This window comes from Streptomyces sp. NPDC026522 (assembly GCF_055567555.1).
This window is the reverse complement of sequence record NZ_JBVHQF010000009.1, coordinates 1-25,790: the sequence shown is the minus strand read 5'-3', so window position 1 is coordinate 25,790 and position 25,790 is coordinate 1. Positions and strand designations below refer to the sequence as shown.

Genomic DNA, 25,790 nt, shown 5'->3' with positions numbered 1-25,790 from the left:
CTGGGCAGTGCGTGCCATTGAAGGCGCCGGGGGAGCGCGCCGAGAACACCGACCACCCCCCTGACCACGCCCGTACCGGCCCGCACCCCCGCCCAGCAGGCACGTCGTCCGCCCGGGCCCGGCAGCGCGCGGCGCCCGGCGCCGTCCGGGGCGGCGCCGGGCAGGGTCAACACCTGGGGGGATAGGGGTGTCGCGCCCGTTCGCGACCGACCTAGCGTGCGATCACCCCGTGGCCGGAACCGCGCCCGGGGCAATCGATTCCGAGCTGGGAGCGTGCAGATGTCCGCGGGCTTCGATCCTGTCGCTGATGAACCGTCCGGCGCGGACGTCCGCCCGGGGGCCGAGCTGGCCGGCCGGCTGGCCGGACTCCCGCAGAGCGAGCAGCGCAGGCTGCTGCTCGACCTCGTGTGCGCGCAGACCGCCGAGATCCTCCGCAAGGCCAGGCCCGACACCGAGCCCGTGGTCGCCGCCGGGACCTCCTTCAAGGAACTCGGCCTGGACTCCATCGGCATGGTCGACCTGCACGCCCGGATCAACGCCGCGACCGGCCTCGCCCTGCCCGTGACCGCCGCGTTCGACCACCCGAGCCCCGAACTGCTGGCCGCGTACGTACGCACGGAACTCCTCGGCGGCCCCGCCGGGGCACCGGCCCCGCACACAGCGGACGCCGAGAGCGCCCCGCGCTACGACGGCGAGCCCATCGCGGTCGTCGGCATCAGCGGCCGCTTCCCCGGCGGCGTGCGCTCCGCCGAGGAGCTGTGGGACCTCGTCTCCCGGGGCGGCAGCGCCGTCGGGCCCTTCCCGGAGAACCGCGGCTGGGACCTCGACGCCCTCTTCGACGACGACCCCGCCACCCCTGGCACCTGCTACACCCGCACCGGCGGCTTCCTCCACGACGCCCCCGACTTCGACGCCGAGTTCTTCGGGATCGGCCCGCGCGAGGCGCTCGCCATGGACCCGCAGCAGCGGCTGCTGCTGGAGACGGCATGGGAGGCGCTGGAGCGGACCGGGCTCGACCCGACCTCGCTGCGCGGTACCCGTACCGGCGTCTTCATCGGCGCCGGCCCCTCCGAGTACGGGCCCCGCGTGCAGGACGCCCCCGAGTCCCTGACCGGATACCTCGTCACCGGCGGCGCCCTCAGCGTCACCTCGGGCCGGGTCGCCTACGCGCTCGGACTGGAGGGCCCGGCGCTGACCGTCGACACCGCCTGCTCCGGATCCCTGGTCTCCCTGCACCTGGCCGTGCAGTCGCTGCGCCGCGGCGAGTGCTCGCTAGCGCTGGCCGGGGGCGTCACCGTACTGAGCACCCCCGGCCTGTTCACCGAGTTCAGCCGGCAGCGCGGGCTCGCGCCCGACGGGCGGATCAAGGCCTTCGCGGCGGCCGCCGACGGGACCTCCTTCGCGGAGGGCGTCGGCCTGCTCGTCGTGGAGCGCCTCGCCGACGCCCGGCGGGGCGGCCATCAGGTCCTCGCCGTCATCCGGGGCACGGCCGTCAACCAGGACGGCGCCAGCAACGGGCTGACCGCCCCGAGCGGCACGGCCCAGCAGCGCGTCATCCGCCAGGCCCTCGCCGATGCCGGACTGTCCGCCGCCGAGGTCGACGCCGTCGAGGCGCACGGCACCGGCACGACGCTCGGGGACCCCATCGAGGCCCGGGCCCTGATCGAGACCTACGGCCGGGAGCGGCCCGAGGACCGGCCGCTGTGGCTGGGTTCGGTGAAGTCCAACCTGGGCCACACCCAGGCCGCGGCCGGGGTGGCCGGCCTGATGAAGATGATCATGGCGATGCGGCACGGGGTCCTGCCGAAGACGCTGAACGTGGACGAGCCCACCGGCAACGTCGACTGGTCGGCCGGCACCGTCCGCCTGCTCACCGAGCCGGTGCCGTGGCCCGGGGACGGCGACAGGCCGCGCCGGGCCGGTGTCTCCGGCTTCGGCATCAGCGGGACGAACGCCCACGTGATCGTGGAGGAAGCGCCGCGCGCGGCGGAGCCGGCCGCAGCAGCCGCCCGCGCCGCCGACCCGGCCACCGCCGCCGACCCGGCCACCGTCACCGACGCGGCCCCCGGGTACGCGCTCGTGCCCGTCAGCGCCCGCTCCGACGACGGACTGCGCGCTCAGGCCGAGCGCCTGGCCGCCTTCCTCGGCGGCCGGCCCGACCTCACCCCCGCCGACCTCGGCCACGCCCTCGGCACCGGCCGCGCCGCCCTCGAACACCGCGCCACCGTCGTCGCCGGCGACCGCGCCGAACTCCTCGACGCGCTGCACGCCCTCGCCGCCGGGCAGCCCACCGCCGCGACCCGCACCGGCACCCTGCCCGCCGGACGCCTCGCCTTCCTCTTCACCGGCCAGGGCAGCCAGCGCCTCGCCATGGGCCGGCAGCTGTACGACACCCACCCGGTGTTCGCGGACGCCCTCGCCGACGCCATCGGCTGGCTCGACCTGCAGCTCGACACGTCCCTGTGGGACGTCCTGTTCGCCGCCCCCGGCACCGCCGCCGCCGCGCTGCTGGACGAGACCCGCTACGCGCAGACCGCCCTGTTCGCCGTCGAGGTCGCCCTGTTCCGGCTCGTCGAGTCCTGGGGCGTGCGCCCCGACTTCGTCGCCGGCCACTCGATCGGCGAGATCGCCGCCGCGCACGTCGCGGGCGTCCTCACGCTGGAGGACGCCGCCACGCTCGTCGCCGCCCGCGGCCGGCTGATGCAGGAACTGCCCCCGGGCGGGGCCATGATCGCCGTGCAGGCCACCGAGGCGGAACTGCTGCCCCTGCTCGACGGCCACCCCGGGGTGGCCGTCGCCGCCGTCAACGGCCCCGACGCCCTGGTGCTCTCCGGCGCGGAGGAGCCGGCGCTCGCCCTCGCCGCCCACTTCGCCGCCCAGGGCCGCAAGACCAAGCGGCTGCGGGTGAGCCACGCCTTCCACTCCCCGCTCATGGAGCCGATGCTCGCGGAGTTCCGGCGCATCGCGGGCATCCTGACGTACTCCCCGCCCGCCGTCCCCCTCGTCTCCACCGTCACCGGCCGCCCGGCCACCACCGAAGAACTCTGCTCGCCCGACTACTGGACCGGCCACGTCCGCGAAGCCGTCCGGTTCGCCGACGCCCTGGCCTGGCTGTCCGCCGAAGGCGGCGTACGCACCTTCCTGGAGCTCGGCCCCGACGGCGTCCTCAGCGCCCTGGGCCGTGACTGCCTGCCCGAGGAGCGGGAGGCCGACACCGTCTTCGCGCCGCTGCTGCGCGCCGGGAAGGACGAGGTCCGCGAGGTGCTCGGCGCCGCCGCCGTCGCCCACGCGCGCGGCGCCCGGCTGGACTGGCAGGCCCTCCGCGCGGGCCGCCCGACCCGCCGCGTCGACGGCCTGCCCACCTACGCGTTCCGCCCCAAGCGGTACTGGCTGGCGTCCGGCACGGCCGGCGGGGACCCCTCCGGACTCGGCCAGCTCGCCGCCCGGCACCCGCTGCTCGGCTCCGTGGTCGACCTCGCGGGCGCCGGCACCACCGTGCTCACCGGCCGCCTCTCGCTGCGCACGCACCCGTGGATCGCGGACCACACCATCGCCGGCACCACCCTGCTGCCCGGCACCGCCTTCGTGGAACTCGCCCTGCGGGCCGGGGCGGAGACCGGCTGCGCGCTGGTCGAGGAGCTGACCCTGCACGCGCCGCTGGTCCTGCCCCCGACCGGCGGCGTCGCCCTGCAAGTGCTGATCGCGGCTCCCGACGCGGCGGGCCGCCGGGCCATCGAGTGCCACTCGCGCACCGACGGCGCCGACACGGCCGACGACGACTGGGTCCGCCACGCCACCGGCGACCTGGCCCCCACCACCGCCCCGCCCGCGACCGCGGACCTCGACGGAGCGTGGCCCCCGGCGGGCGCCGAACCGCTGGACGTCTCCCACCTGTACGGCGACATGGCGGCCGAGGGATACGGCTACGGACCCTCCTTCCACGGCGTCCGCGCCGCCTGGCTGCGCGACGGCGAGGTGTTCGCGGACGTCGAACTCCCGCAGCCCGCCCGCGCCGAGGCCACCGCCTTCGGCCTGCACCCGGCCCTGCTGGACGCGGCGCTGCACCCCGCCGACCACGCCCTGTCCGCCCTGTCCCCCCTGGGCAACCGGCCCGAAGGCACCTGGATCCCGTTCTCCTGGAACGGGGTCACCCTGCACGCCGCCGGCCCGGCCGCCGTCCGGGTCCGGATCACCGCGCGCGGCCCCGAGGAACTCGCGGTGAGCGTCGCCGGCCCCGACGGCGCCCCCGTCGCCCGGGTCGAATCCCTGCTGCTGCGCGCCGTCACCGCGGACCAGCTCGCGGGCGACCGCCCCGACCCGCTGCTGCGCGTGCAGTGGAACCCGCTCGACCTGCCCTCCGTACCGCCGGCCGGGTTCGCCGGCCTCGCCGAAGGCACCCCCGCGCCCTTCGTCGTCCACCGCGCCCTCGCCACCCCGGCCGGGGACCTGCCCGCCGCCGTGCGCGCCGTCACCGCCGACGCACTGGCCGCCGTACAGCAGTGGCTGGCCGACGAGCGGTACGCCGGCTCCCGCCTCGTGGTCGTCACCCGCAAGGGGGCCGCCGTACCCGGCACCGACGTCGACCTCGCGCAGGCGCCCGTCTGGGGGCTCGTACGCTCCGCCGAGGCGGAGAACCCCGGCCGCTTCGTCCTCGTCGACACCGACGCGGCGGGCCAGGAGCACCTCGGCCGGGCCCTGGCCGCCCTCGGCGAGGAAACCGAACTCGCCCTGCGCGGCGACCGGACGTACGTCCCGCGGCTGGCCGCCGTCCCCGCCCCCGCCGAAGACCGGCCCACCCCCTGGGACGACGCCGGCACCGTACTGATCACCGGCGGCACCGGCGGCGTCGGCGCCGCCGTCGCCCGCCACCTCGTCCGCAGCCACGGCGTACGCCACCTGCTGCTCACCAGCCGGCGCGGTCCGGACGCCCCCGGCGCCCGGGAACTCATCGCCGAACTCGCCGCCCTGGGCGCCGCCGCCGAGGTCAGCGCTACCGACGTCGCCGACCGGGACGCCCTCGCCGCCCTGCTCGCCGGCATCCCGGAACAGCATCCGCTCACCGCCGTCGTGCACGCGGCCGGAGTCATCGACGACGGTCTCGTCGGCTCCCTCACGCCCGGCCGCCTCGACACCGTGCTGCGCCCCAAGGTGGACGCGGCCTGGAACCTGCACGAGCTGACCGCGGACCTCGGCCTCGCCGCGTTCGTCCTGTTCTCCTCCGCCTCCACCGTGCTCGACGGCGCGGGCCAGGCCAACTACGCCGCCGCGAACCTGTTCCTCGACGCCCTCGCCGCCCGCCGCGCCGCCGCGGGCCAGGTCGTCACCTCCCTCGCCTGGGGCCTGTGGGCCGGCGACGCGGGCATGGGCGCCACCCTCGACGCGGCGGCCCTCACCCGCATCGAACGGCTCGGCCTGGACTCCCTGTCCTTCGAGGAGAACCTCGCCCAGCTCGACAAGGCGCTCGCCGGAACCGAGCCGGCCGTGGTCCCCGTACGCGTCAACCACCGGGCCGTGCGCGGGCGCCGCGACGGCATACCGAACCTGCTGCGCGCCCTGGTACGCACCCCCGTGCGCCGCCCCGCCGCCGCGGCCGGCAGCGCCGCCGGCCCGGCGACCGGCCCGGCGCCCCTCGCCGCCCAGCTCGCCGGACTCGGCGCCGCCGACCGACTCGCCACCGTCCTGCTCCTGGTCCGCACCGAAGCCGCGGCCGTCCTCGGCTACCAGAGCGCCGAAGAGGTCACCGCCACCCGGGCCTTCACCGAGACCGGCTTCGACTCCCTGGCCGCCGTCGAACTGCGCAACCGCCTCTCCACCGCGACCGGGCTGCGGCTCAGCGCCACCCTCACCTTCGACTACCCGACGGCCACCGCCCTCGCCGAACACCTCGTCACCAAACTGCTCGGCGCCACCGCCCCCGCCGCCCCGGCGCCCGAAACCCGCCGGGAGGCCGCCTCCGCCGACCCGGTCGTCATCGTCGGCATGGCCTGCCGCTACCCGGGCGGCGTCACCTCGCCCGAGGAGCTGTGGCAGCTCGTGGCCGAGGGTTCCGACGCCATCGGCCCCTTCCCCACCGACCGGGGCTGGGCGGCCGACCTCTACGACCCGGAGATCGGCAAGCCCGGCAAGACGTACTCCACCGACGGCGGGTTCCTCTACGACGCCGCCCAGTTCGACCCCGCCTTCTTCGGCATCAGCCCGCGCGAGGCCCAGGCCATGGACCCGCAGCAGCGGCTCCTCCTCGAAGTCACCTGGGAGACCTTCGAACGCGCCGGGATCGACCCCCGTTCCGTCAAGGGCAGCAGCACCGGTGTCTTCGCCGGCGTGATGTACCACGACTGGGGCCTGCGGCTGGGCCCGCTGCCCGAGGACGTGGCCGGCTACCACGGCAACGGCAGCCTCGCCAGCGTCGTCTCCGGCCGCGTCGCCTACGTCCTGGGCCTGGAAGGCCCCGCGGTCAGCGTCGACACGGCGTGCTCCTCGTCCCTGGTGGCCCTGCACATGGCCGCGCGTTCCCTGCGCTCCGGCGAGTGCTCGCTGGCCCTGGCCGGCGGTGTCACCATCATGTCCACCCCCGACACCTTCCTCGACATGAGCCGCCAGCGGGGCCTCGCCTCCGACGGGCGGTGCAAGTCGTTCGGGGCGGGCGCGGACGGTACGGGCTGGGGTGAGGGCGCGGGTGTGCTGCTGCTGGAGCGGCTGTCGGACGCGCGGCGCAACGGCCACCGGGTGCTGGCGGTGGTGAAGGGCTCGGCCCTGAACCAGGACGGTGCCAGCAACGGGCTGACCGCCCCGAACGGCCCGGCGCAGCAGCGGGTGATCCACCAGGCGCTGGCCGACGCGGGACTGTCGGCCGCCGAGGTCGACGTGGTCGAGGCACACGGCACCGGGACCCGGCTCGGCGACCCGATCGAAGCGCAGGCGCTGCTGGAGACGTACGGGCAGGAACGGCCCGAAGGACAGCCGCTGTGGCTGGGCTCCATCAAGTCCAACATGGGACACACCCAGGCCGCGGCCGGGGTGGCGGGCATCATCAAGATGGTCATGGCGATGGACCACGGAGTCCTGCCGCGCACCCTCTACGCCGAGACTCCCTCCGACCAGGTCGACTGGTCGGCCGGAGACGTCGCCCTGCTCACCGAGGCCCGCGAGTGGGCCGCACTCGGCGGAGTACGGCGCGCCGGGGTGTCCTCCTTCGGGATCAGCGGCACCAACGCCCACGTCATCATCGAGCAGGCGCCACGGGAGACGGCCCCCGCCGCCGAGCCCGTCCCGTCCCTGCCCGCCCTGCCCTGGGTGGTTTCCGGAGCCACCCCCGAGGCCCTGCGGGCCCAGGCCGACCGGCTGCGCGAGCGCCTCGCCGACCTCCCCGACGCGGAACTCGCCCCGGCCGCCGCGACGCTGGCCACCGGCCGGGCCGCGCTGGAACACCGGGCCGTCGCCCTCGGCGCCGACCGCGCCGAACTCGCCCGCTCGTTGGAACTCCTCGCGGGAACCGGAGCCACCGGAGCCACCGGAGCAGCCCAGGACGGCAAGACGGCGTTCCTGTTCACGGGGCAGGGTGCGCAGCGGTTGGGGATGGGCCGTGGGCTGTACGAGGCGTTTCCGGTGTTCGCGGCGGCGTTCGACGCGGTGTGCGTGGAAGTTGACCGGCATCTGGGGCGGTCGTTGCGGGAGGTGGTGTGGGGTGCGGATGCGGAGGCGTTGAACGCGACGGAGGTGACGCAGCCTGCGCTGTTCGCGCTGGAAGTGGCGCTGTTCCGGCTGGTGGAAGCGTGGGGGGTCACTCCTGATGTCGTGGCCGGGCATTCGATCGGTGAGCTGGCTGCCGCGCATGTGGCGGGTGTGCTGTCGCTGGCGGATGCGGCCGAGCTGGTCGTTGCGCGTGGTCGGTTGATGCAGGCGCTGCCCGCGGGGGGCGCGATGCTCGCGGTGCAGGCGACGGAGGAGGAGGTACTGCCGCTCCTGACCGATGGCGTGTCCGTCGCAGCCGTCAACGGCCCGGACTCGGTCGTCGTATCCGGTGCGGAGGCCGCCGTGCTGGCGGTGGGCGAGCACTTCACTGCTGCCGGACGCAAGACCAGCCGGCTGGCCGTCTCGCACGCTTTCCACTCGGCGTTGATGGATCCGATGCTGGACGAGTTCCGTGCCGTGGCCGAGCGGTTGACTTACTCCGCTCCGCGCATCCCGGTGGTCTCCACCGTGACGGGCGCGCTGTCGGAGGCATGGCAGTCCCCGGAGTACTGGGTCGACCAGGTCCGCGAGCCCGTCCGGTTCGCCGACGCCGTACGTGCCCTGGAGCAGCAGGGAGCCACCCGGTTCCTGGAGCTCGGCCCCGACGCCGTCCTGACCGCGCTGGGAGCCGGCTGCGTCACCCGCGAGGACACCGCCTTCGTCCCCCTGCTGCGCCGCGACCGCGACGAGGCCCGCGAGACGCTGTCCGGCGTCGGAGCGGCCTGGGCGCGCGGGACCGCCGTCGACTGGGCCGCCCTGCTGGGCCGCTCCGGCCGCTCCGGCCCGCTCGTGGACCTGCCCACGTACGCCTTCCAGCGCAAGCGCTACTGGCTCGACGTACCGGCCCGGGCGGGCGACGTCGGCTCCGCCGGCCTCGACCCCCTCGACCACCCCGTCCTCAACGCCGCCGTGCTGTCCCCCGCGTCCGGCTCCGTCGTCCTCACCGGCCGGCTGTCGACGGCCGGACAGCCCTGGGTCGCGGACCACGGCGTGCACGGGGCGATCCTGCTCCCCGGCACCGGGTTCGTGGAACTCGCCGTACGCCTCGGCGACCAGGTCGGCTGCGACCTGCTGGAGGAACTCACGCTGGAGGCGCCCCTCGTCCTGCCCCCGTCCGGCGGCGCGTCCCTGCGCGTGGCCGCGGGCGCCCCCGACGGGACGGGCCGTCGGCCGCTGCACATCCACTCCCGCCTCGACGGCGCCCCCCAGGACGCCTGGACCCGGCACGCCACCGGATTCCTCGCCACCGGAACACCCCCGGACGTCGACGCCGACCTGACCCAGTGGCCGCCGCGCGGAGCCACCCCCGTCGAGGTCGCCGGCGCGTACGAGCGGCTGCGCGAGCGCGGCTACGGGTACGGCCCCGCCTTCCAGGGCCTCAAGGCGGCCTGGCGGCGCGGCGACGAACTGTTCGCCGAGGTCGAACTCCCCGAGCCGGTGCGCGCCGAGGCCGACCGGTACGGCCTGCACCCCGCGCTCCTCGACACCGCCATGCACGTCGACGTGCTCGTCGACCAGGACGAGGGCGGCACCGAGGCCCTGCTGCCCTTCGCGTGGAGCGGAGTCGCCCTGCACGCCACCGGCGCCGCCGCGCTGCGCGTCCACGTCCGCCGCATCCGCGGCGCCGAGGAATCGGCGATGGTCGTCGCCGACGAGACCGGCCGCCCCGTCATGACCGTGGCGTCGCTGATCTGCCGGCCCGTCTCCGCAGACCAGCTCGAACCGGCCGAGGGCGCCGTCTCCGACGACCTGCGGCACATCGAGTGGACCACCCTGCCGGCGCCCGTCCTGCCCGGCGACTCCTCCGCCGTCGTCCTGGACGAATACGGGCTGGCCATCCTCGCCGACGCCCCCGCCGTCGTCCTGGCCTGCCAGCCCGCACCGGCCGGCCGGCCGGTGCCCGAGGCGGCCCGCGCGACCACCGCGTACGTCCTTGGCCAGTTGCAGTCCTGGCTCGCGGACGAGCGGTTCGCCGAGTCCACCCTCGTCGTCGTCACCCGCGGCGCCGTCACCACCGACCCGGCCGCCGCCCCCGACCTCACCCAGGCACCCGTCTGGGGCCTGGTCCGGGCCGCACAGGCCGAGCACCCCGGCCGGATCGTGCTGCTCGACACCGACCCCGACGAGCCCACCGCACCCGCCGACACCGACCCCGGCGTCGTCGCGCTCGCCCTGGAGCAGGGCGAGCCCGAACTCGCCCTGCGCGGCGGCCGGTTCCACACTCCCCGGCTCGTCAAGACGGCCGTTCCGGAGACACCGTCCCCCTGGGGCGGCGAGGGCACCGTCCTGGTCACCGGCGGCACCGGAGGCCTCGGCGCCCGCGTCGCCGAACACCTCGTCACCCGCCACGGCGTCCGGCACCTGGTCCTCACCAGCCGCCGCGGCGCCGCCGCCCCCGGCGCCGCCGCACTGCGCGACCGGCTCCTCGAAGCCGGCGCCTCGGACGTACGCATCGCCGCCTGCGACGCCGCCGACCGGGCCGCACTGGCCGACGTCCTCGCGGCGGTCCCGGACGCCCACCCGCTCACCGGCGTCGTGCACGCGGCGGGCGTCGTGGACCCCGGCCTGACCGCCACCCTCACCCCGGAACGCCTGGACACCGTCATGCGGCCCAAGGCCGACGCCGCCTGGCACCTGCACGAACTCACCGAAGGCATGGACCTCACGGCCTTCGTCCTGTTCTCCTCGGCCGGCGGACTCGTCCTGCCCGCCGGACAGGGCAACTACGCAGCCGCCAACGTCTTCCTGGACGCGCTCGCCGCCCACCGGCGAGCGGCCGGCCAACCGGCCACCGCACTCGCGTACGGGCTGTGGGCGGTCAACACCGGCCTCGGCGGCGAACTCACCGAGGCCGACATCGAGAAGATGGAGCGCCTCGGCCTGCCCGCCCTGCCCGCCGCCCGCGGCCTCGCCCTCTTCGACGAAGCCCTGCGCACCCGGCACGCCCTGCTCGCTCCCCTGCCGGTCGACCCCGCCGCCCTGCACGCCCGCGGCACCGACGTCCCGCCGCTGCTGCGCGGCACGGTACGCCCCACGACCCGGCGCGCCGCAGCCCAGGCCGCCCCCGCGAGCGACGGCCTGGCCCGCAAGCTGGCGGCCCTCACCGCCGCCGAACGCGAGCGAACCCTCCTCGACCTGGTCGCCACCCAGGTCGCGGCCGTCCTCGGCCACGAGAGCACCGACACGGTGGGGGCGGACCGCGCGTTCAAGGAACTCGGCTTCGACTCGCTGGCCGCCGTCGAACTGCGCAACGCACTGAACGCGGCCACCGGGCTCCGCCTGCCCGTGACCCTGGTCTTCGACTACCCGACCACCCGCGCCGTCGCCGACCACCTCGCCCGCGAATTCGGCGCTACGGAACCCGAGCCGACCCCCGCGCAGACCGCACCCTCCGGGTACTCCGACGACGAACCCATCGCCATCGTCGGCATCAGCTGCCGCTTCCCCGGCGGCGTGCGCTCCGCCGAAGACCTGTGGGACCTCGTCGCCGAAGGCCGCGACGCCATCGCGGACTTCCCCGCCGACCGCGGCTGGGACACCGACGCCATCTACGACCCGGAACCCGGCCTGCACGGCAAGACGTACGCCCGCGAAGGCGGATTCCTCTACGACGCGGCCGAGTTCGACCCGGCGTTCTTCGGGATCAGCCCCCGCGAGGCCATCGCGATGGACCCGCAGCAGCGACTGCTCCTCGAAGCCGCCTGGGAGGCCTTCGAACGCGCCGGCATCGACCCATCCGCCATGCGCGGCAGCCAGACCGGCGTCTACGCCGGCGTGATGTACCACGACTACGGATCCCGCCTCCAGCAGATCCCCGACGACGTCGCCGGGTACCTCGGCAACGGCACCGCGGCCTCCATCCTCACCGGCCGCGTCGCCTACACCCTCGGCCTCGAAGGCCCCGCGGTCAGCGTGGACACGGCGTGCTCGTCGTCGCTGGTCGCCCTCCACATGGCCTGCCAGGCACTGCGGCGCGGCGAGGTCGAGATGGCGCTGGCCGGAGGCGTCACCGTCATGTCGACGCCCGAGATCTACGTCGAGTTCGCCCAGCAGCGCGGCCTGTCCGCCGACGGCCGCTGCAAGGCCTTCGCGGGCGGCGCCGACGGCACCGGCTGGGCGGAGGGCGTCGGCCTGCTCCTGGTCGAGCGGCTGTCCGACGCGCAGCGGCTCGGTCACGACGTACTCGCCGTGATCCGCGGCTCCGCCATCAACCAGGACGGCGCCAGCAACGGCCTGACCGCCCCCAACGGGCCCTCACAGCAGCGCGTGATCCAGCGCGCCCTCGCCGCCGGCGGTCTCACCACCGCCGACGTGGACCTGGTCGAAGGCCATGGCACGGGCACCCGGCTGGGCGACCCGATCGAGGCGCAGGCGCTGCTGGCGACGTACGGGCAGGGGCGCCCCGCCGACGACCCGGTGTGGCTGGGCTCCATCAAGTCCAACATCGGCCACGCCCAGGCCGCGGCCGGCGTCAGCGGCGTCATCAAGTCCGTGATGGCCCTGCGCAACGAAGTGATGCCCAAGACCCTGCACGTGGACGAGCCGTCGCCCGAGGTCGACTGGGAAGCCGGCAACGTCCGGCTGCTCACCGAGTCCAGGCCGTGGCCCCGCCGCGCCGACCGGCCGCGCCGGGCCACCGTCTCCTCGTTCGGCCTGAGCGGGACGAACGCCCACCTCATCGTGGAGGAGGCTCCGGAGCCGACCCCGATCGTGAGCGAGGCGCCGGGCCTTCCGGCCCTGCCGCTGCTGCTGTCCGGCGCCGACCCCGAGGCACCGGCCCGTCAGGCCGAGCAGCTGCACGCGCGGCTGCTCGCCGAACCGGAGCTGGACCTCACCGACGTCGCCCGCACGCTCGCGACGGCCCGGGCGGCCCTGGAGCACCGTGCGGTGGTCGTGGCCACCGGCACCGACCGCGACAGCGCGCTGCGGGGGCTGGCCGCCGTCGCCGCCGGGGACGGGATACGAGGCTCGGCCCGCTCGGGTGGGCGGACGGCGTTCCTGTTCACGGGGCAGGGTGCGCAGCGGCTCGGAATGGGCCGTGAACTGTACGAGGCGTTTCCGGTGTTTGCGGCGGCGTTCGACGCGGTGTGCGTGGAAGTGGACCGGCAGCTGGGGCGGTCGTTGCGGGAGGTGGTGTGGGGTGCGGATGCGGAGGCGTTGAACGCGACGGAGGTGACGCAGCCTGCGCTGTTCGCGCTGGAAGTGGCCTTGTTCCGGCTGGTGGAGGCGTGGGGGGTCACTCCTGATGTCGTGGCTGGGCATTCGATCGGTGAGCTGGCTGCCGCGCATGTGGCGGGTGTGCTGTCGCTGGCGGATGCGGCCGAGCTGGTCGTCATGCGTGGTCGGTTGATGCAGGCGCTGCCCGCGGGGGGCGCGATGCTCGCCGTGCAGGCGACCGAGCAGGAGGTACTGCCGCTCCTGACCGATGGCGTGTCCGTCGCAGCCGTCAACGGGCCGCAGTCGGTCGTCGTATCCGGTGCGGAGCCCGCCGTGCTGGCGGTGGCCGAGCACTTCACCGCCGCCGGACGCAAGACGAGTCGGCTGGCTGTCTCGCACGCCTTCCACTCGGCGTTGATGGATCCGATGCTGGACGAATTCCGTGCGGTGGCGGCCCGGTTGACCTACTCCGCTCCGCGGATCCCGGTGGTTTCCACCGTGACGGGCGCGCTGTCGGAGGCCTGGCAGTCCCCGGAGTACTGGGTCGGCCAGGTCCGCGAGGCGGTGCGGTTCACCGATGCGGTGGCGGCGCTGGGCGAGCTGGGCGTGACCCGGTTCCTGGAGCTCGGTCCGGACGGCATCCTGACCGGCCTCGCTCAGCAGGCCGTGGACTCCGAGGACGCCGTCCTCGTATCCGCCCTTCGCAAGAACCGCCCCGAGCCCGAAGCGCTGGCCGCCGCCCTCGGGCAGCTGCACGCCACCGGCGTCCCCGTCGACTGGCAGGCGTACTTCGCCGACACCGGAACCCGGCGCGTCGACCTGCCCACGTACGCCTTCCTCCGCACCCGCTACTGGCTCGACGCCCCCGCCGCCGTCGGCGACGCGGCCGGGATGGGGCAGGCCGCCGCCGGGCATCCGCTGCTCAGCGCCGTCCTCGTCTCCCCGGAGACCGGAGCCCCGGTCCTCACCGGCCGGATCTCCACCGCCACCCACCCCTGGCTGGCCGACCACGCCGTCCACGGCAGCGTCCTGCTCCCGGGCACCGCGTACGTCGAACTGGCACTGCGCGCCGGACACGAGGTGGGCTGCGCCCAGCTGGGGGAACTCACCCAGGAATCCCCGCTGTTGCTTCCCGGGAAGACGGGAGTCGCGGTACAGGTGGTGGTCGGCGAGGCCGACCCCTCCGGGCGCCGCGACGTCGCCCTGTACTCGCGGGCCGAGGACCTGGCCGCCGACGCGCCGTGGACCCGCAATGCCCGCGGCGTGCTCGCTCCGGAGCCGTCGCCGGCCGCCCCCGACCTGGAAGCGTGGCCCCCGGCCGGCGCCCGGCCCGTCGACGTCAGCGGGATGTACGAGGACCTCGCCGGACTCGGCTACGGGTACGGCCCCCTCTTCCAGGGCCTCAAGGCGGCCTGGCGGCGCGGCGACGAGCTGTACGCCGAGATCGCGCTGCCCGCGCACGCCTCCACCGACGCGGCCCGCTTCGCCCTGCACCCGGCGCTCCTCGACGCCGCCCTGCACGCCGAGCGGATCTTCGACGAGGACACCGACGGGTCGGTCCGGGCCGCCCTGCCCTTCGTCTGGAACGGCGTCACCGTGCACGCCACCGGAGCGGCCGCACTGCGGGTCCGCCTCACCAAGCCGGGCCCCGACGCGGTCGCCCTGCGGATCACCGCGCCCACCGGCGAGCCCGTCGCCACCGTCGAGTCGCTCGTCGTGCGCGAAGTGTCCGCGGAGCAGCTGGCGGGCGACGGGGCGGCCGGCGGCGGCACCCTGTTCCGCGTCGACTGGCAGCCGTACCAGCCGTCCGCCGCGCCGGTGGCGGGCACCGACGACTGGGTGGTGGTCGGGGCCGGGCTGCCGGGCCTGCGCCCGGTCGCCTCGCTCGCCGACCTCGCCTCGGAGCAGCGCGTTCCGGCTGTGGTCGTGCTGACGGCGCCCGACGTCTCCGACGTCTTCGGCACCAACGCCGGGATCCCCGAGCAGGTCCGCACCTCCGTGGGCCGGCTGCTGGACGGACTGGCCCAGTGGCTCGCCGACCCCCGCTCCGCCGATTCCCGCCTGGTCCTCGTCACCCGTGACGCCGTCTTCACCGGCCGGGCGGACGGGGAACCCGTGGACTGCGTCCAGGCCCCGCTGTGGGGTGTGCTGCGCGCCGCGCAGGCGGAGAACCCGGGCCGCTTCACCGTGGTCGACCTGGACGGGACCCCCGAATCGGCGGCCGCCCTCGCAGCTGCCGTGGCGTCCGACGAGCCGGAGGCCGCCGTCCGGCGCGGCGAGGTCCTCGTACCCCGCTACGTCGCGGCGAGCGGCGCACCCTCCGGGGTAGCGGCGTGGGACCCGGACGGCACCGTCCTGATCACCGGCGGCACCGGCCTGCTGGGCGCCGTACTGGCCCGGCACCTGGTCACCGCGCAGGGCGTCCGCCACCTGGTGCTGACCAGCCGCCGGGGCACCGACGCACCCGGAGCCGCCGAACTGCGCGCCGAACTCACCGCGGCGGGCGCCGACGTACGGATCGTCGCCGTCGATGCGGCCGACCGGTACGCACTGGCCGCGCTGCTGGACGAGATCCCGGCCGCGCACCCGCTCACCGGCGTCGTGCACGCGGCGGGCGTCATGGACAACGCCCTGGTCGGCGCCGTCACCAAGGAGCAGGTCAGCAAGGTACTGCGGCCCAAGGTGGACGCCGCCTGGCACCTGCACGAACTGACCAAGGACCTGGGCCTCGCCGCGTTCGTGCTGTACTCCTCGGCCGGCGGCCAGATCCTGTCCGCCGGGCAGGCCACCTACGCGGCGGCGAACGTCTTCCTCGACGCGCTGGCCGCCGAGCGCCGCGCCGCCGGACTCGCGGCCACCTCGCTCGCCTGGGGCCTGTGGGAAGGCACCGTCGGCGAGGGCCCGGAACTCACCGAGGCCGACCTGCGCCGCATGAGCCGCTCGGGCGTGCTGGAGCTGTCCTTCCCCGACGGCCTGGCCCTGTTCGACGCGGCCCTCGCCCTGGACGAGGCCCTGCTGGCCCCCGTCCGGCTCGACCGTGCGGCCCTGGGCCGCCGGGCCGACGAGGTCCCGGCCCTGCTGCGCGCCCTCGCCGGCCCGCCCGCCCGCCGAGCCGCCGGGCCCACCGCGCTGCCCGCGACGGGCGCCGCCGACACCGGTGGCTCCCTCGTCCGGGCCAAGCTCGCCGGACTCCCCGCCGGTCCCGAGCGGGTCCGCTACGCGGAGGAACTCGTACGGGGCCACGCGGCAGCCGTACTCGGACACGGCGACCCGGCGGGCGTCGAGGCGGACCGGGGCTTCACCGAACTCGGACTCGACTCGCTCGGCGCGATCGAGCTGCGCAACAGGCTGCAGAAGGCGACCGGGCTGCGCCTGCCCGCCACCCTGATGTTCGACTACCCAAATTCGGCGGCGCTGGCGGGCTTCCTGCTGGAAGAACTCGAACCGGAAGACCTGGAAACCCAGCCGGAGCGCGGAACCGGGGCGGCCGGGCGGCAGCTGGACGATGACGCCGTGCGGCGGGCCCTGCTCGCCGTCCCCGCCGCCCGGCTGCGCGAGTCCGGGCTGCTCGACGCCCTGCTCGCACTGGCGGAGGGCGCCCCGGGCGCCGCCGAGACGGCCGGGGCTACGGCGCCCGAGACGCCGGACCAGGGCGCGGCCATCGAGGACATGGGCGTGGACGACCTCATTCGCGCCGCCATGGCCGGCGGCGAACTCAGCTGAAACCGACCGGAACCGACCGGATCGACCGGAATTCGAGGATGACGTGAGCACATCGGTGGAACAGGTCGTAGCGGCACTGCGCAAGTCACTCACGGACAACGAGCGACTGCGCGAGGAGAACGCACGGCTGACGGCGGCGGGCAACGACCCCATCGCGATCGTGGCCATGGCCTGCCGCTACCCCGGCGGGGCCGGCACGCCCGAGGGCCTGTGGCGGCTGGTCGCCGACGGCGCCGACGCGGTGTCCGGCTTCCCCGCCGACCGCGGCTGGGACCCCGACGTCTACGATCCCGAGCCCGGGCTGCCCGGCAAGTCGTACGCCCGCGACGGCGCGTTCCTCTACGACGCGGCCGAATTCGACCCGGCGTTCTTCGGGATCTCCCCGCGCGAGGCACTGGCCATGGACCCCCAGCAGCGGCTGCTGCTGGAGATCTCCTGGGAGGCGATCGAGCGGGCGGGAGTCGACCCCACCCGGCTCAAGGGCAGCCGGACCGGTGTGTACGCCGGTGTGATGTACCACGACTACGCCGACGGCAGCGCCGGCAGCTTCGTCTCCGGCCGTACGGCCTACACGCTGGGGCTGGAGGGCCCCGCGGTCACCGTCGACACGGCGTGCTCCTCGTCCCTGGTGGCCCTGCACCTGGCCGCCCAGGCGCTGCGGTCCGGGGAGTGCGATCTGGCGCTCGCCGGCGGGGTCACCGTGATGTCCACCCCGGACATGCTGGTGTACTTCAGCGGGCAGCGCGGGCTGGCCCCGGACGGCCGGTGCAAGCCGTTCGCCGCGGCCGCGGACGGTACCGGCTGGGGCGAGGGCGCGGGCGTCCTCCTGCTGGAGCGGCTCTCCGACGCGCGCCGCAACGGGCACCCGGTCCTCGCGCTCGTCAGCGGCTCCGCCGTCAACCAGGACGGTGCGTCCAGCGCCATGACCGTCCCCAACGGCCCGGCGCAGCAGCGGGTCATCCGCCAGGCACTGGCCGACGCGGGGCTGTCGGCGGCCGAGGTCGACGCGGTGGAGGCACACGGCACGGGGACCCGGCTGGGCGACCCGATCGAGGCACAGGCGCTGCTGGCCACGTACGGCAGGAAACGGCCGGAGGGCCGGCCGCTGTGGCTGGGCTCCGTGAAGTCCAACTTCGGTCACACGCAGGCGGCGGCCGGTGTCGCGGGCGTCATCAAGATGGTGATGGCGATGCGGCACGGGGTACTGCCCCGGACCCTGCACGTCGACTCGCCGTCGGACCAGGTCGATTGGTCGGCCGGTGACGTGGAGCTGCTCACCGAGGCCCGGGAGTGGCAGGCCGATGGTCGACCGCGCCGGGCGGGCATCTCCTCGTTCGGGCTGAGCGGGACGAACGCGCACGTGATCGTGGAGCAGGCGCCGGAGGCGACGGCGGACACCCCGGCCGGGGAGGAGCCCGCGCGGTCGCTGCCGTCGGCGGCGCCGTGGCCGGTATCCGCGAAGTCCCCGCAGGCACTGGCGGACCGGGCACGTGCGCTGCTGGAGTCGCTCGCGGGGGCCGACCACCGGCCCGAGGACGTCGGCCACTCGCTGGCCACGACCCGCTCTTCGTTCGAGCACCGGGCGGTGGTGACGGGCGACGAGGCGAGCCGGTTCGGTGCCCTCGCCGCCCTCGCGGCGGGGGAGGAACACCGCGCCCTCGCAACGGGCCGGGCTCGCTCGGGTGGGCGGACGGCGTTCCTGTTCACGGGGCAGGGTGCGCAGCGGTTGGGGATGGGGCGTGGGCTGTACGAGGCGTTTCCGGTGTTCGCGGCGGCGTTCGACGCGGTGTGCGTGGAGGTGGACCGGCACTTGGGGCGGTCGTTGCGGGAGGTGGTGTGGGGTGCTGACGCCGAGGCGTTGAACGCGACGGCGATCACCCAGCCCGCCTTGTTTGCCCTGGAAGTGGCCTTGTACCGGCTGGTGGAAGCGTGGGGGGTCACTCCTGATGTGGTCGCCGGGCATTCGATCGGTGAGCTGGCTGCCGCGCATGTGGCGGGTGTGCTGTCGCTGGCGGATGCGGCGGAACTGGTCGTTGCGCGTGGTCGGTTGATGCAGGCGCTGCCCGCTGGGGGTGCGATGCTCGCGGTGCAGGCGACGGAGGAGGAGGTACTGCCGCTCCTGACCGATGGCGTGTCCGTCGCAGCCGTCAACGGGCCGCAGTCGGTCGTCGTATCCGGTGCGGAGCCCGCCGTGCTGGCGGTGGCCGAGCACTTCACCGCCGCCGGACGCAAGACCAGCCGGCTCGCCGTCTCGCACGCCTTCCACTCGGCGCTGATGGATCCGATGCTGGGCGAATTCCGCGCCGTGGCCGAGCGGTTGACGTATTCCGCTCCGCGCATTCCGGTGGTCTCCACCGTGACGGGCGTGCTGTCGGAGGCATGGCAGTCCCCGGAGTACTGGGTCGACCAGGTCCGCGAGGCGGTTCGCTTCGCCGACGCCGTACGTGCCCTGGAGCAGCAGGGTGCCACCCGGTTCCTGGAGCTCGGTCCGGACGGCATCTTGACCGGCCTCGCTCAGCAGGCCGTGGACTCCGAGGACGCCGTCCTCGTATCCGCCCTCCGCAAGAACCGCCCCGAGCCCGAATCCCTGACCGCCGCCCTGTCCCTCCTGCATGTGGACGGCGTACGCGTCGACTGGGCGGCCTTCTACGCAGGCACCGGCGCCTGGCGCGTCGACCTCCCCACCTACCCGTTCCAGCGCACCCGCTACTGGCTGGACGCGGTCCGCCCCGCAGGCCACGCGCCGGCCGCCGGGCTGTCCGCGCCCCAGCACCCGCTGCTCGGCGCCGTCGTCTCCCTCGCCGACTCCGGAGGGGTGGTCCTCACCGGCAGGCTCGCCGTCGCCGCCGAGCCGTGGCTCGCCGATCACGTGGTGCGGGACGCCATCCTCTTCCCCGGCGCCGGATTCGTGGAGCTCGCGGTCCGCGCCGGCGACCACGCCGGGTGCGGCTCGCTGGAGGAACTCGCCCTGCACGCCCCGCTCGTCCTCCCCGAGCACGGTGCCGTCGCCGTACAGATCGTGGTCGGGGCGGCCGACGAGTCCGGGCGGCGGTCGGTCGGCTTCTACGCGCGCCAGGAGGGCGTCCCCGGGACCGCCGCCGAGCCGGAGTGGACCCTGCACGCGGAAGGGGTGCTGGCCGAGGGCGCACAGCCGCCCGCGTTCGACCTGACGGAGTGGCCCCCGCCCGGGGCGGTTCCCCTGCCGCTCGACGGTGCCTACGAGACCCTGCGGGACCGCGGTCTCGCCTACGGGCCGGCCTTCCAGGGCCTGGCGGCCGCCTGGCGGCTGGGCGACGCGCTGTACGCGGAGGTCGCTCTCCCGGCCGACGCGGCGGGGGACGCGTACGGGCTGCACCCGGCCCTGCTGGACGCGGCGATGCACGCCGCGTTGGTGGACGGAACCGGCGGCGGCGACGAAACGGTCCTGCCCTTCGTGTGGCGGAACGTCGCCCTGCACGCGGCCGGCGCCGCCGCCGTCCGCGTGCGGATCACCCGGCCCACCCCGGACAGCCTGTCCCTTGAGGTGGCCGACGCCTCCGGGGCCCCGGTCGCGACGGTCGGAGGCGTCGTGGGCCGCGCGGTGGACGGGGCCGCTGTGCGGGCCGCTGACCCGCTGTACCGCGTCGCGTGGCAGCCGGCCGACGCCGGGCCGCCGGTGCCCTGGCTGCGCTGGGAGGACCTGCCGGCCGAGGGCCCGGTGGAAGGCACGGTGGTGTTCGACTGCCACGTGCCGGAGGCCGATGTCGTACCCGCCGTCCACGCCGTCTCGCACCGGGTCCTGGCCGTGGTCCGGCAGTGGCTGGAGGACCGGCGGTTCTCCGGGGCGACCCTCGTCCTCGTCACCCGGGGCGCGGTGGCCGTCGAGGACGGCGAACCGGTCGATGTCCGGCAGGCCCCCGTATGGGGTCTGGTGCGGGCGGTGCAGGCGGAGAACCCCGGCCGCTTCGTACTGCTCGACACCGACGGCAGCGACGCCAGCGATGACAGTGAGGACTTCGGCCGGGTCCTGACCGAAGGCGAACCGGAGCTGGCCGTCCGGGCCGCCCGCGCCTTCGTCCCCCGCCTGGTCCGCTCGACTGCTTCCGCCACCGCCGCGGCCCCCGGGTGGGACGCAGCGGGCACCGTACTGATCACCGGTGGTACCGGTGGGCTGGGCGCCCTGGTCGCCCGCCATCTGGTGGCCGAACACGGCGTACGCCACCTGCTGCTGGTCGGCAGACGAGGCGCCGACGCGCCCGGGGCCGCCGAACTCCAAGAGCAACTCGCGCAGTCGGGCGCATCGGTGACGATCGCCGCCTGCGACGTCGCGGACCGGGACGCGCTGGCGGCCGTACTGGACTCCGTCGACCCGGCCCACCCGCTGCGCGGGATCGTGCACGCGGCGGGCGTACTCGACGACGCGATGGCCACCTCGCTCACGCCCGAGCGGTTCAGCGCCGTCCTGGCGCCCAAGGCGGACGCCGCCTGGCACCTGCACGAACTGACCGCGGGCCTGGACCTCACCGCATTCGTCCTCTTCTCCTCCGTCGCGGGCACCCTCGGCTCGACGGGCCAGGCCAACTACGCGGCGGCCAACGCCTTCCTCGACGCCCTCGCCGCCCACCGCCGGGCCGCCGGACTCCCGGCCGCCGCACTGGCCTTCGGCCTGTGGGACACCGCCGGCGGCATGGGCACCCACCTAGGGGCGGCCGAACTGGATCGGATGCGGCAGGCCGGAACCCCCGCCGTCCCCGCCGACCGCGGACTCGCGCTGTTCGACGCGGCGCTCGCGTCGGGTGAGGCCGCGACCGTGCCGGTGCTCCTGGACCTCCCCGTGCTGCGCGCCCACACCGACGAGCCCCCCGCCCTGCTGCGCCGGCTCGTACGGGCCCCCGGCCGCCGCACCACCGCCCGTACCGGACCGGGCGCCCTGCGCGACCGGCTCGCCGGGCTCACCACCGCCGACCGCGCCACCGCCGTCCTGGACCTGGTCCGTGCGCAGGTCGCGGCGGTCCTGGGCCACGCGACGGACGACAGCATCGAAGCGGACCGCGCCTTCGACGAGTTGGGCTTCGACTCGCTGACCGCCGTGGAACTGCGCAACCGGCTCGACAAGGCCACCGGACTGCGGCTGCCCGCCACGCTGATCTTCGACTATCCGACGGCTGCCGCAGTCGCCGCACACGTCCGGGAGCTGCTCGACGGACCCGGCGCCGGGGCGGCCCCGGGACCGGCGCCGACCGCCGGCCGCACCACGGCCGAAGACCCGATCGTCATCGTCGGCATGGCCTGCCGCTACCCGGGCGGCGTGGACACCCCCGAGGCACTCTGGCGGCTGGTCGCCGACGGCGTGGACGCCATCGCCCCACTGCCCGACGACCGGGGCTGGGACCCCGGCGTCTACGACCCGCAGCCGGGAACGCCGGGCAAGTCGTACGCCCGCGACGGCGGATTCCTCTACGACGCGGGCGACTTCGACCCGGCGTTCTTCGGGATCTCCCCGCGCGAGGCGCTGGCCATGGATCCCCAGCAGCGGCTGCTGCTGGAGATCTCCTGGGAGGTGCTCGAACGTGCGGGCGTGGACCCGGCCGCGCTCAGGGGCAGCCGGACCGGTGTGTACGCCGGTGTGATGTACCACGACTACGCCGGCGGCACGGCGGGCAGCCTGGTCTCCGGCCGTACGGCCTACACGCTGGGGCTGGAGGGCCCGGCGGTCACCGTGGACACGGCGTGCTCGTCGTCGCTGGTGGCCCTGCACATGGCGGCCCAGGCGCTGCGCTCCGGGGAGTGCTCCCTGGCGCTCGCGGGCGGGGTCACCGTCATGGCCACCCCGGACATGCTCGTGTACTTCAGCGAGCAGCGCGGGCTGTCACCGGACGGGCGGTGCAAGTCGTTCGGGGCGGGCGCGGACGGTACGGGCTGGGGTGAGGGTGCGGGTGTGCTGCTGCTGGAGCGGTTGTCTGACGCACGGCGTAACGGGCACCCGGTCCTCGCCATGGTCAAGGGCTCGGCGCTCAACCAGGACGGCGCGAGCAACGGGCTGACCGCTCCGAACGGGCCGGCGCAGCAGCGGGTGATCCGCCAGGCGCTGGCCGACGCGGGGCTGTCGGCGGCCGAGGTCGACGTGGTCGAGGCACACGGCACCGGGACCCGGCTGGGCGACCCGATCGAGGCGCAGGCGCTGCTCGCGACGTACGGGCAGGGGCGGCCGGAGGGCCGGCCGCTCTGGCTGGGCTCGGTCAAGTCCAACATGGGACACACCCAGGCCGCGGCCGGAGTGGCGGGCGTGATGAAGATGGTGATGGCGATGCGGCACGGAGTGCTGCCGCCCACCTTGCACGCGGAGGAGCGGTCGGACCAGATCGACTGGTCGGCCGGTGAGGTGGAGCTGCTCACCGAGGCCCGGGAGTGGCAGGCCGCGGGCCGGCCGCGCCGGGCGGCCGTCTCCTCGTTCGGGCTGAGCGGGACGAACGCCCACGTGATCGTGGAGCAGGCGCCCCAGGAAGCGGAGGCGAGCGAGGAACGCCCCGGAGCGAACCTGCCGGTGGTGCCCTGGCTGCTGTCGGCGAAGTCCGCCCAGGCGCTGGCGGGCCAGGCGGAGCGCCTGCTCGCGGTGGCCGACGCCCACCGTTCCGAGGACATCGGGTACACCCTGGCGACGGCGCGCGGTGCGATGGAACACCGGGCGGTGCTCGTGGGCGACCACGAGACCGGCCTCGCGGCCCTGGCGGCGGGACAGCCGCATGCGGGTGTGGTGCGCGGCGTGGTGGGCAAGGGGGCGACGGCGTTCCTGTTCACGGGGCAGGGTGCGCAGCGGTTGGGGATGGGGCGTGGGTTGTACGAGGCGTTTCCGGTGTTCGCGGAGGCGTTCGACGCGGTGTGCGTGGAGGTGGACCGGCATCTGGGGCGGTCGTTGCGGGAGGTGGTGTGGGGTGCGGATGCGGAGGCGTTGAACGCGACGGCGATCACCCAGCCCGCGCTGTTCGCGCTGGAAGTGGCCCTGTTCCGGCTGGTGGAAGCGTGGGGGGTCACTCCTGATGTGGTCGCCGGGCATTCGATCGGTGAGCTGGCTGCCGCGCATGTGGCGGGTGTGCTGTCGCTGGCGGATGCGGCCGAGCTGGTCGTTGCGCGTGGTCGGTTGATGCAGGCGCTGCCTGCCGGGGGTGCGATGCTCGCGGTGCAGGCGACGGAGGAGGAGGTACTGCCGCTCCTGACCGATGGCGTGTCCGTCGCAGCCGTCAACGGGCCGCAGTCGGTCGTCGTATCCGGTGCGGAGCCCGCCGTGCTGGCGGTGGCCGAGCACTTCACCGCCGCCGGACGCAAGACGAGTCGGCTGGCTGTCTCGCACGCCTTCCACTCGGCGTTGATGGATCCGATGCTGGACGAGTTCCGTGCGGTGGCGGGCCGGTTGACGTATTCCGCTCCGCGCATTCCGGTGGTCTCCACCGTGACGGGCGTGCTGTCGGAGGCCTGGCAGTCCCCGGAGTACTGGGTCGGCCAGGTCCGCGAGGCGGTGCGGTTCACCGATGCGGTGGCGGCGCTGGGCGAGCTGGGCGTGACCCGGTTCCTGGAGCTCGGTCCGGACGGCATCTTGACCGGCCTCGCTCAGCAGGCCGTGGACTCCGAGGACGCCGTCCTCGTATCCGCCCTTCGCAAGAACCGTCCCGAGCCCGAAGCGCTGGCCGCCGCCCTCGGGCAGCTGCACGCCACCGGCGTCCCCGTCGACTGGCAGGCGTACTTCGCCGACACCGGAACCCGGCGCGTGGAGTTGCCCACGTACGCCTTTCGGCGCACCCGCTACTGGATGACGGCCCCCTCGGCCACCGGCGGCACCGCCGACACCGGGCAGGTCGGGCTCGACCACCCGGTGCTGCGGGCGGCCGTCGAGCTGCCCGACGAGGGGGGCGCGGTACTGACCGGGCGGCTCGCGGCGAGCACGCACGCCTGGATCACCGACCACGACGTGCTCGGGAGCGTCCTGCTGCCCGGCACCGGCTTCGTGGAGCTGGCGGTGCAGGCCGGCGACCGGCTGGGCTGCGGGCTGCTGGAGGAACTCACCCTCCAGGCACCGCTCGTCCTCCCCGCCCGGGGCGGGATCGCGGTCCAGGTGGCGGTCGGGCCGGCCGACGGGGCCGGGCGCCGGACCGTCGCGATCCACTCCCGGCCCGACGACCAGCCGGACCTGCCCTGGACCCGGCACGCCGAGGGGCTCCTGGCCCCGCCCGCCACGGACGCCGTGGCGGGATCGCTCACGGACTGGCCGCCGGCCGACGCCGAAGCGATCGCGGTCGCCGACGCCTACCCGGACCTGGCGGCCGTCGGCTACCACTACGGGCCGGTCTTCCGGGGTCTGACGGCGGCCTGGCGACGGGGTGACGAGTTGTTCGCCGAGGTGGCGCTGCCCGAGCAGGCCCACGCCGACGCGTCCCGGTTCGGGCTCCACCCGGCCCTGCTCGACGCGGCCATGCACGTCGGGCTCCTCGCCGGCCCGGGCAGCGAAGGCGGCGGCCGGACCCTGCTGCCGTTCGCCTGGAACGGGGTCGCGCTGCACGCGGCGGGGGCGAAGGCCCTGCGGGTGCGCATCACCCCGGTCGCCCAGCAGGACGGTCTCTCGCTCACGGTCGCCGACGAGCAGGGCAACCCCGTCCTCTCCGTCGAGTCGCTGCTCTCCCGGCCGGTGTCCGCCGACCAGCTGGGCTCCGGGACCGGCGACTCCCTGCTCCACGTCCGCTGGCAGCCCGCGCCACAGGTCACGGGCTCTCCTGACCGGCTGACCTGGGAGCAGGCGGTGGACGCTGCCGAGGTGCCACCCGTCGTGGTCCTGGACTGCGCGGACCCGACGACCGGTGACGTACTCGCCGACGTGCGCACCACCGCACAACGGGTTCTGGGTGTGGTGCAGGGGTGGTTGGCGGATGTGCGGTTCGAGGGTGCGTCGTTGGTGGTGGTCACCCGGGGTGCGGTGGCTGTCGGGGACGGTGAGTCGGTGGATGTGCGTCAGGGTCCGGTGTGGGGTCTGGTGCGGGCTGCGCAGGCGGAGAATCCGGGTCGGTTCGTGTTGGTGGATTCGGATGGTTCGGTGGATGTGGCTGGCCTGGCGTTGTTGGGTGAGCCGGAGTTGGCGGTGCGTGGTGGTGGGGTGTGGGTGCCCCGGCTGGCGCGGGTGGTGGCTCCGGCTGGTGGTGGGCCGGTGTGGGACG

General features: G+C 75.1%; 2 protein-coding genes. Both read left to right on the top strand.

What is annotated here, in order from left to right; translation table 11 throughout:
• Positions 1–405: 405 nt before the first annotated feature.
• Entirely contained in the window at positions 406–16,611 is a 16,206-nt protein-coding gene (locus ACZ4M3_RS23115) for an SDR family NAD(P)-dependent oxidoreductase (protein WP_467736031.1), read from the top strand.
• A 43-nt stretch (positions 16,612–16,654) separates the two neighbouring features.
• On the top strand, positions 16,655–25,790 hold a 9,136-nt coding region (locus ACZ4M3_RS23110), incomplete at its 3' end, for a type I polyketide synthase (RefSeq protein WP_467735499.1).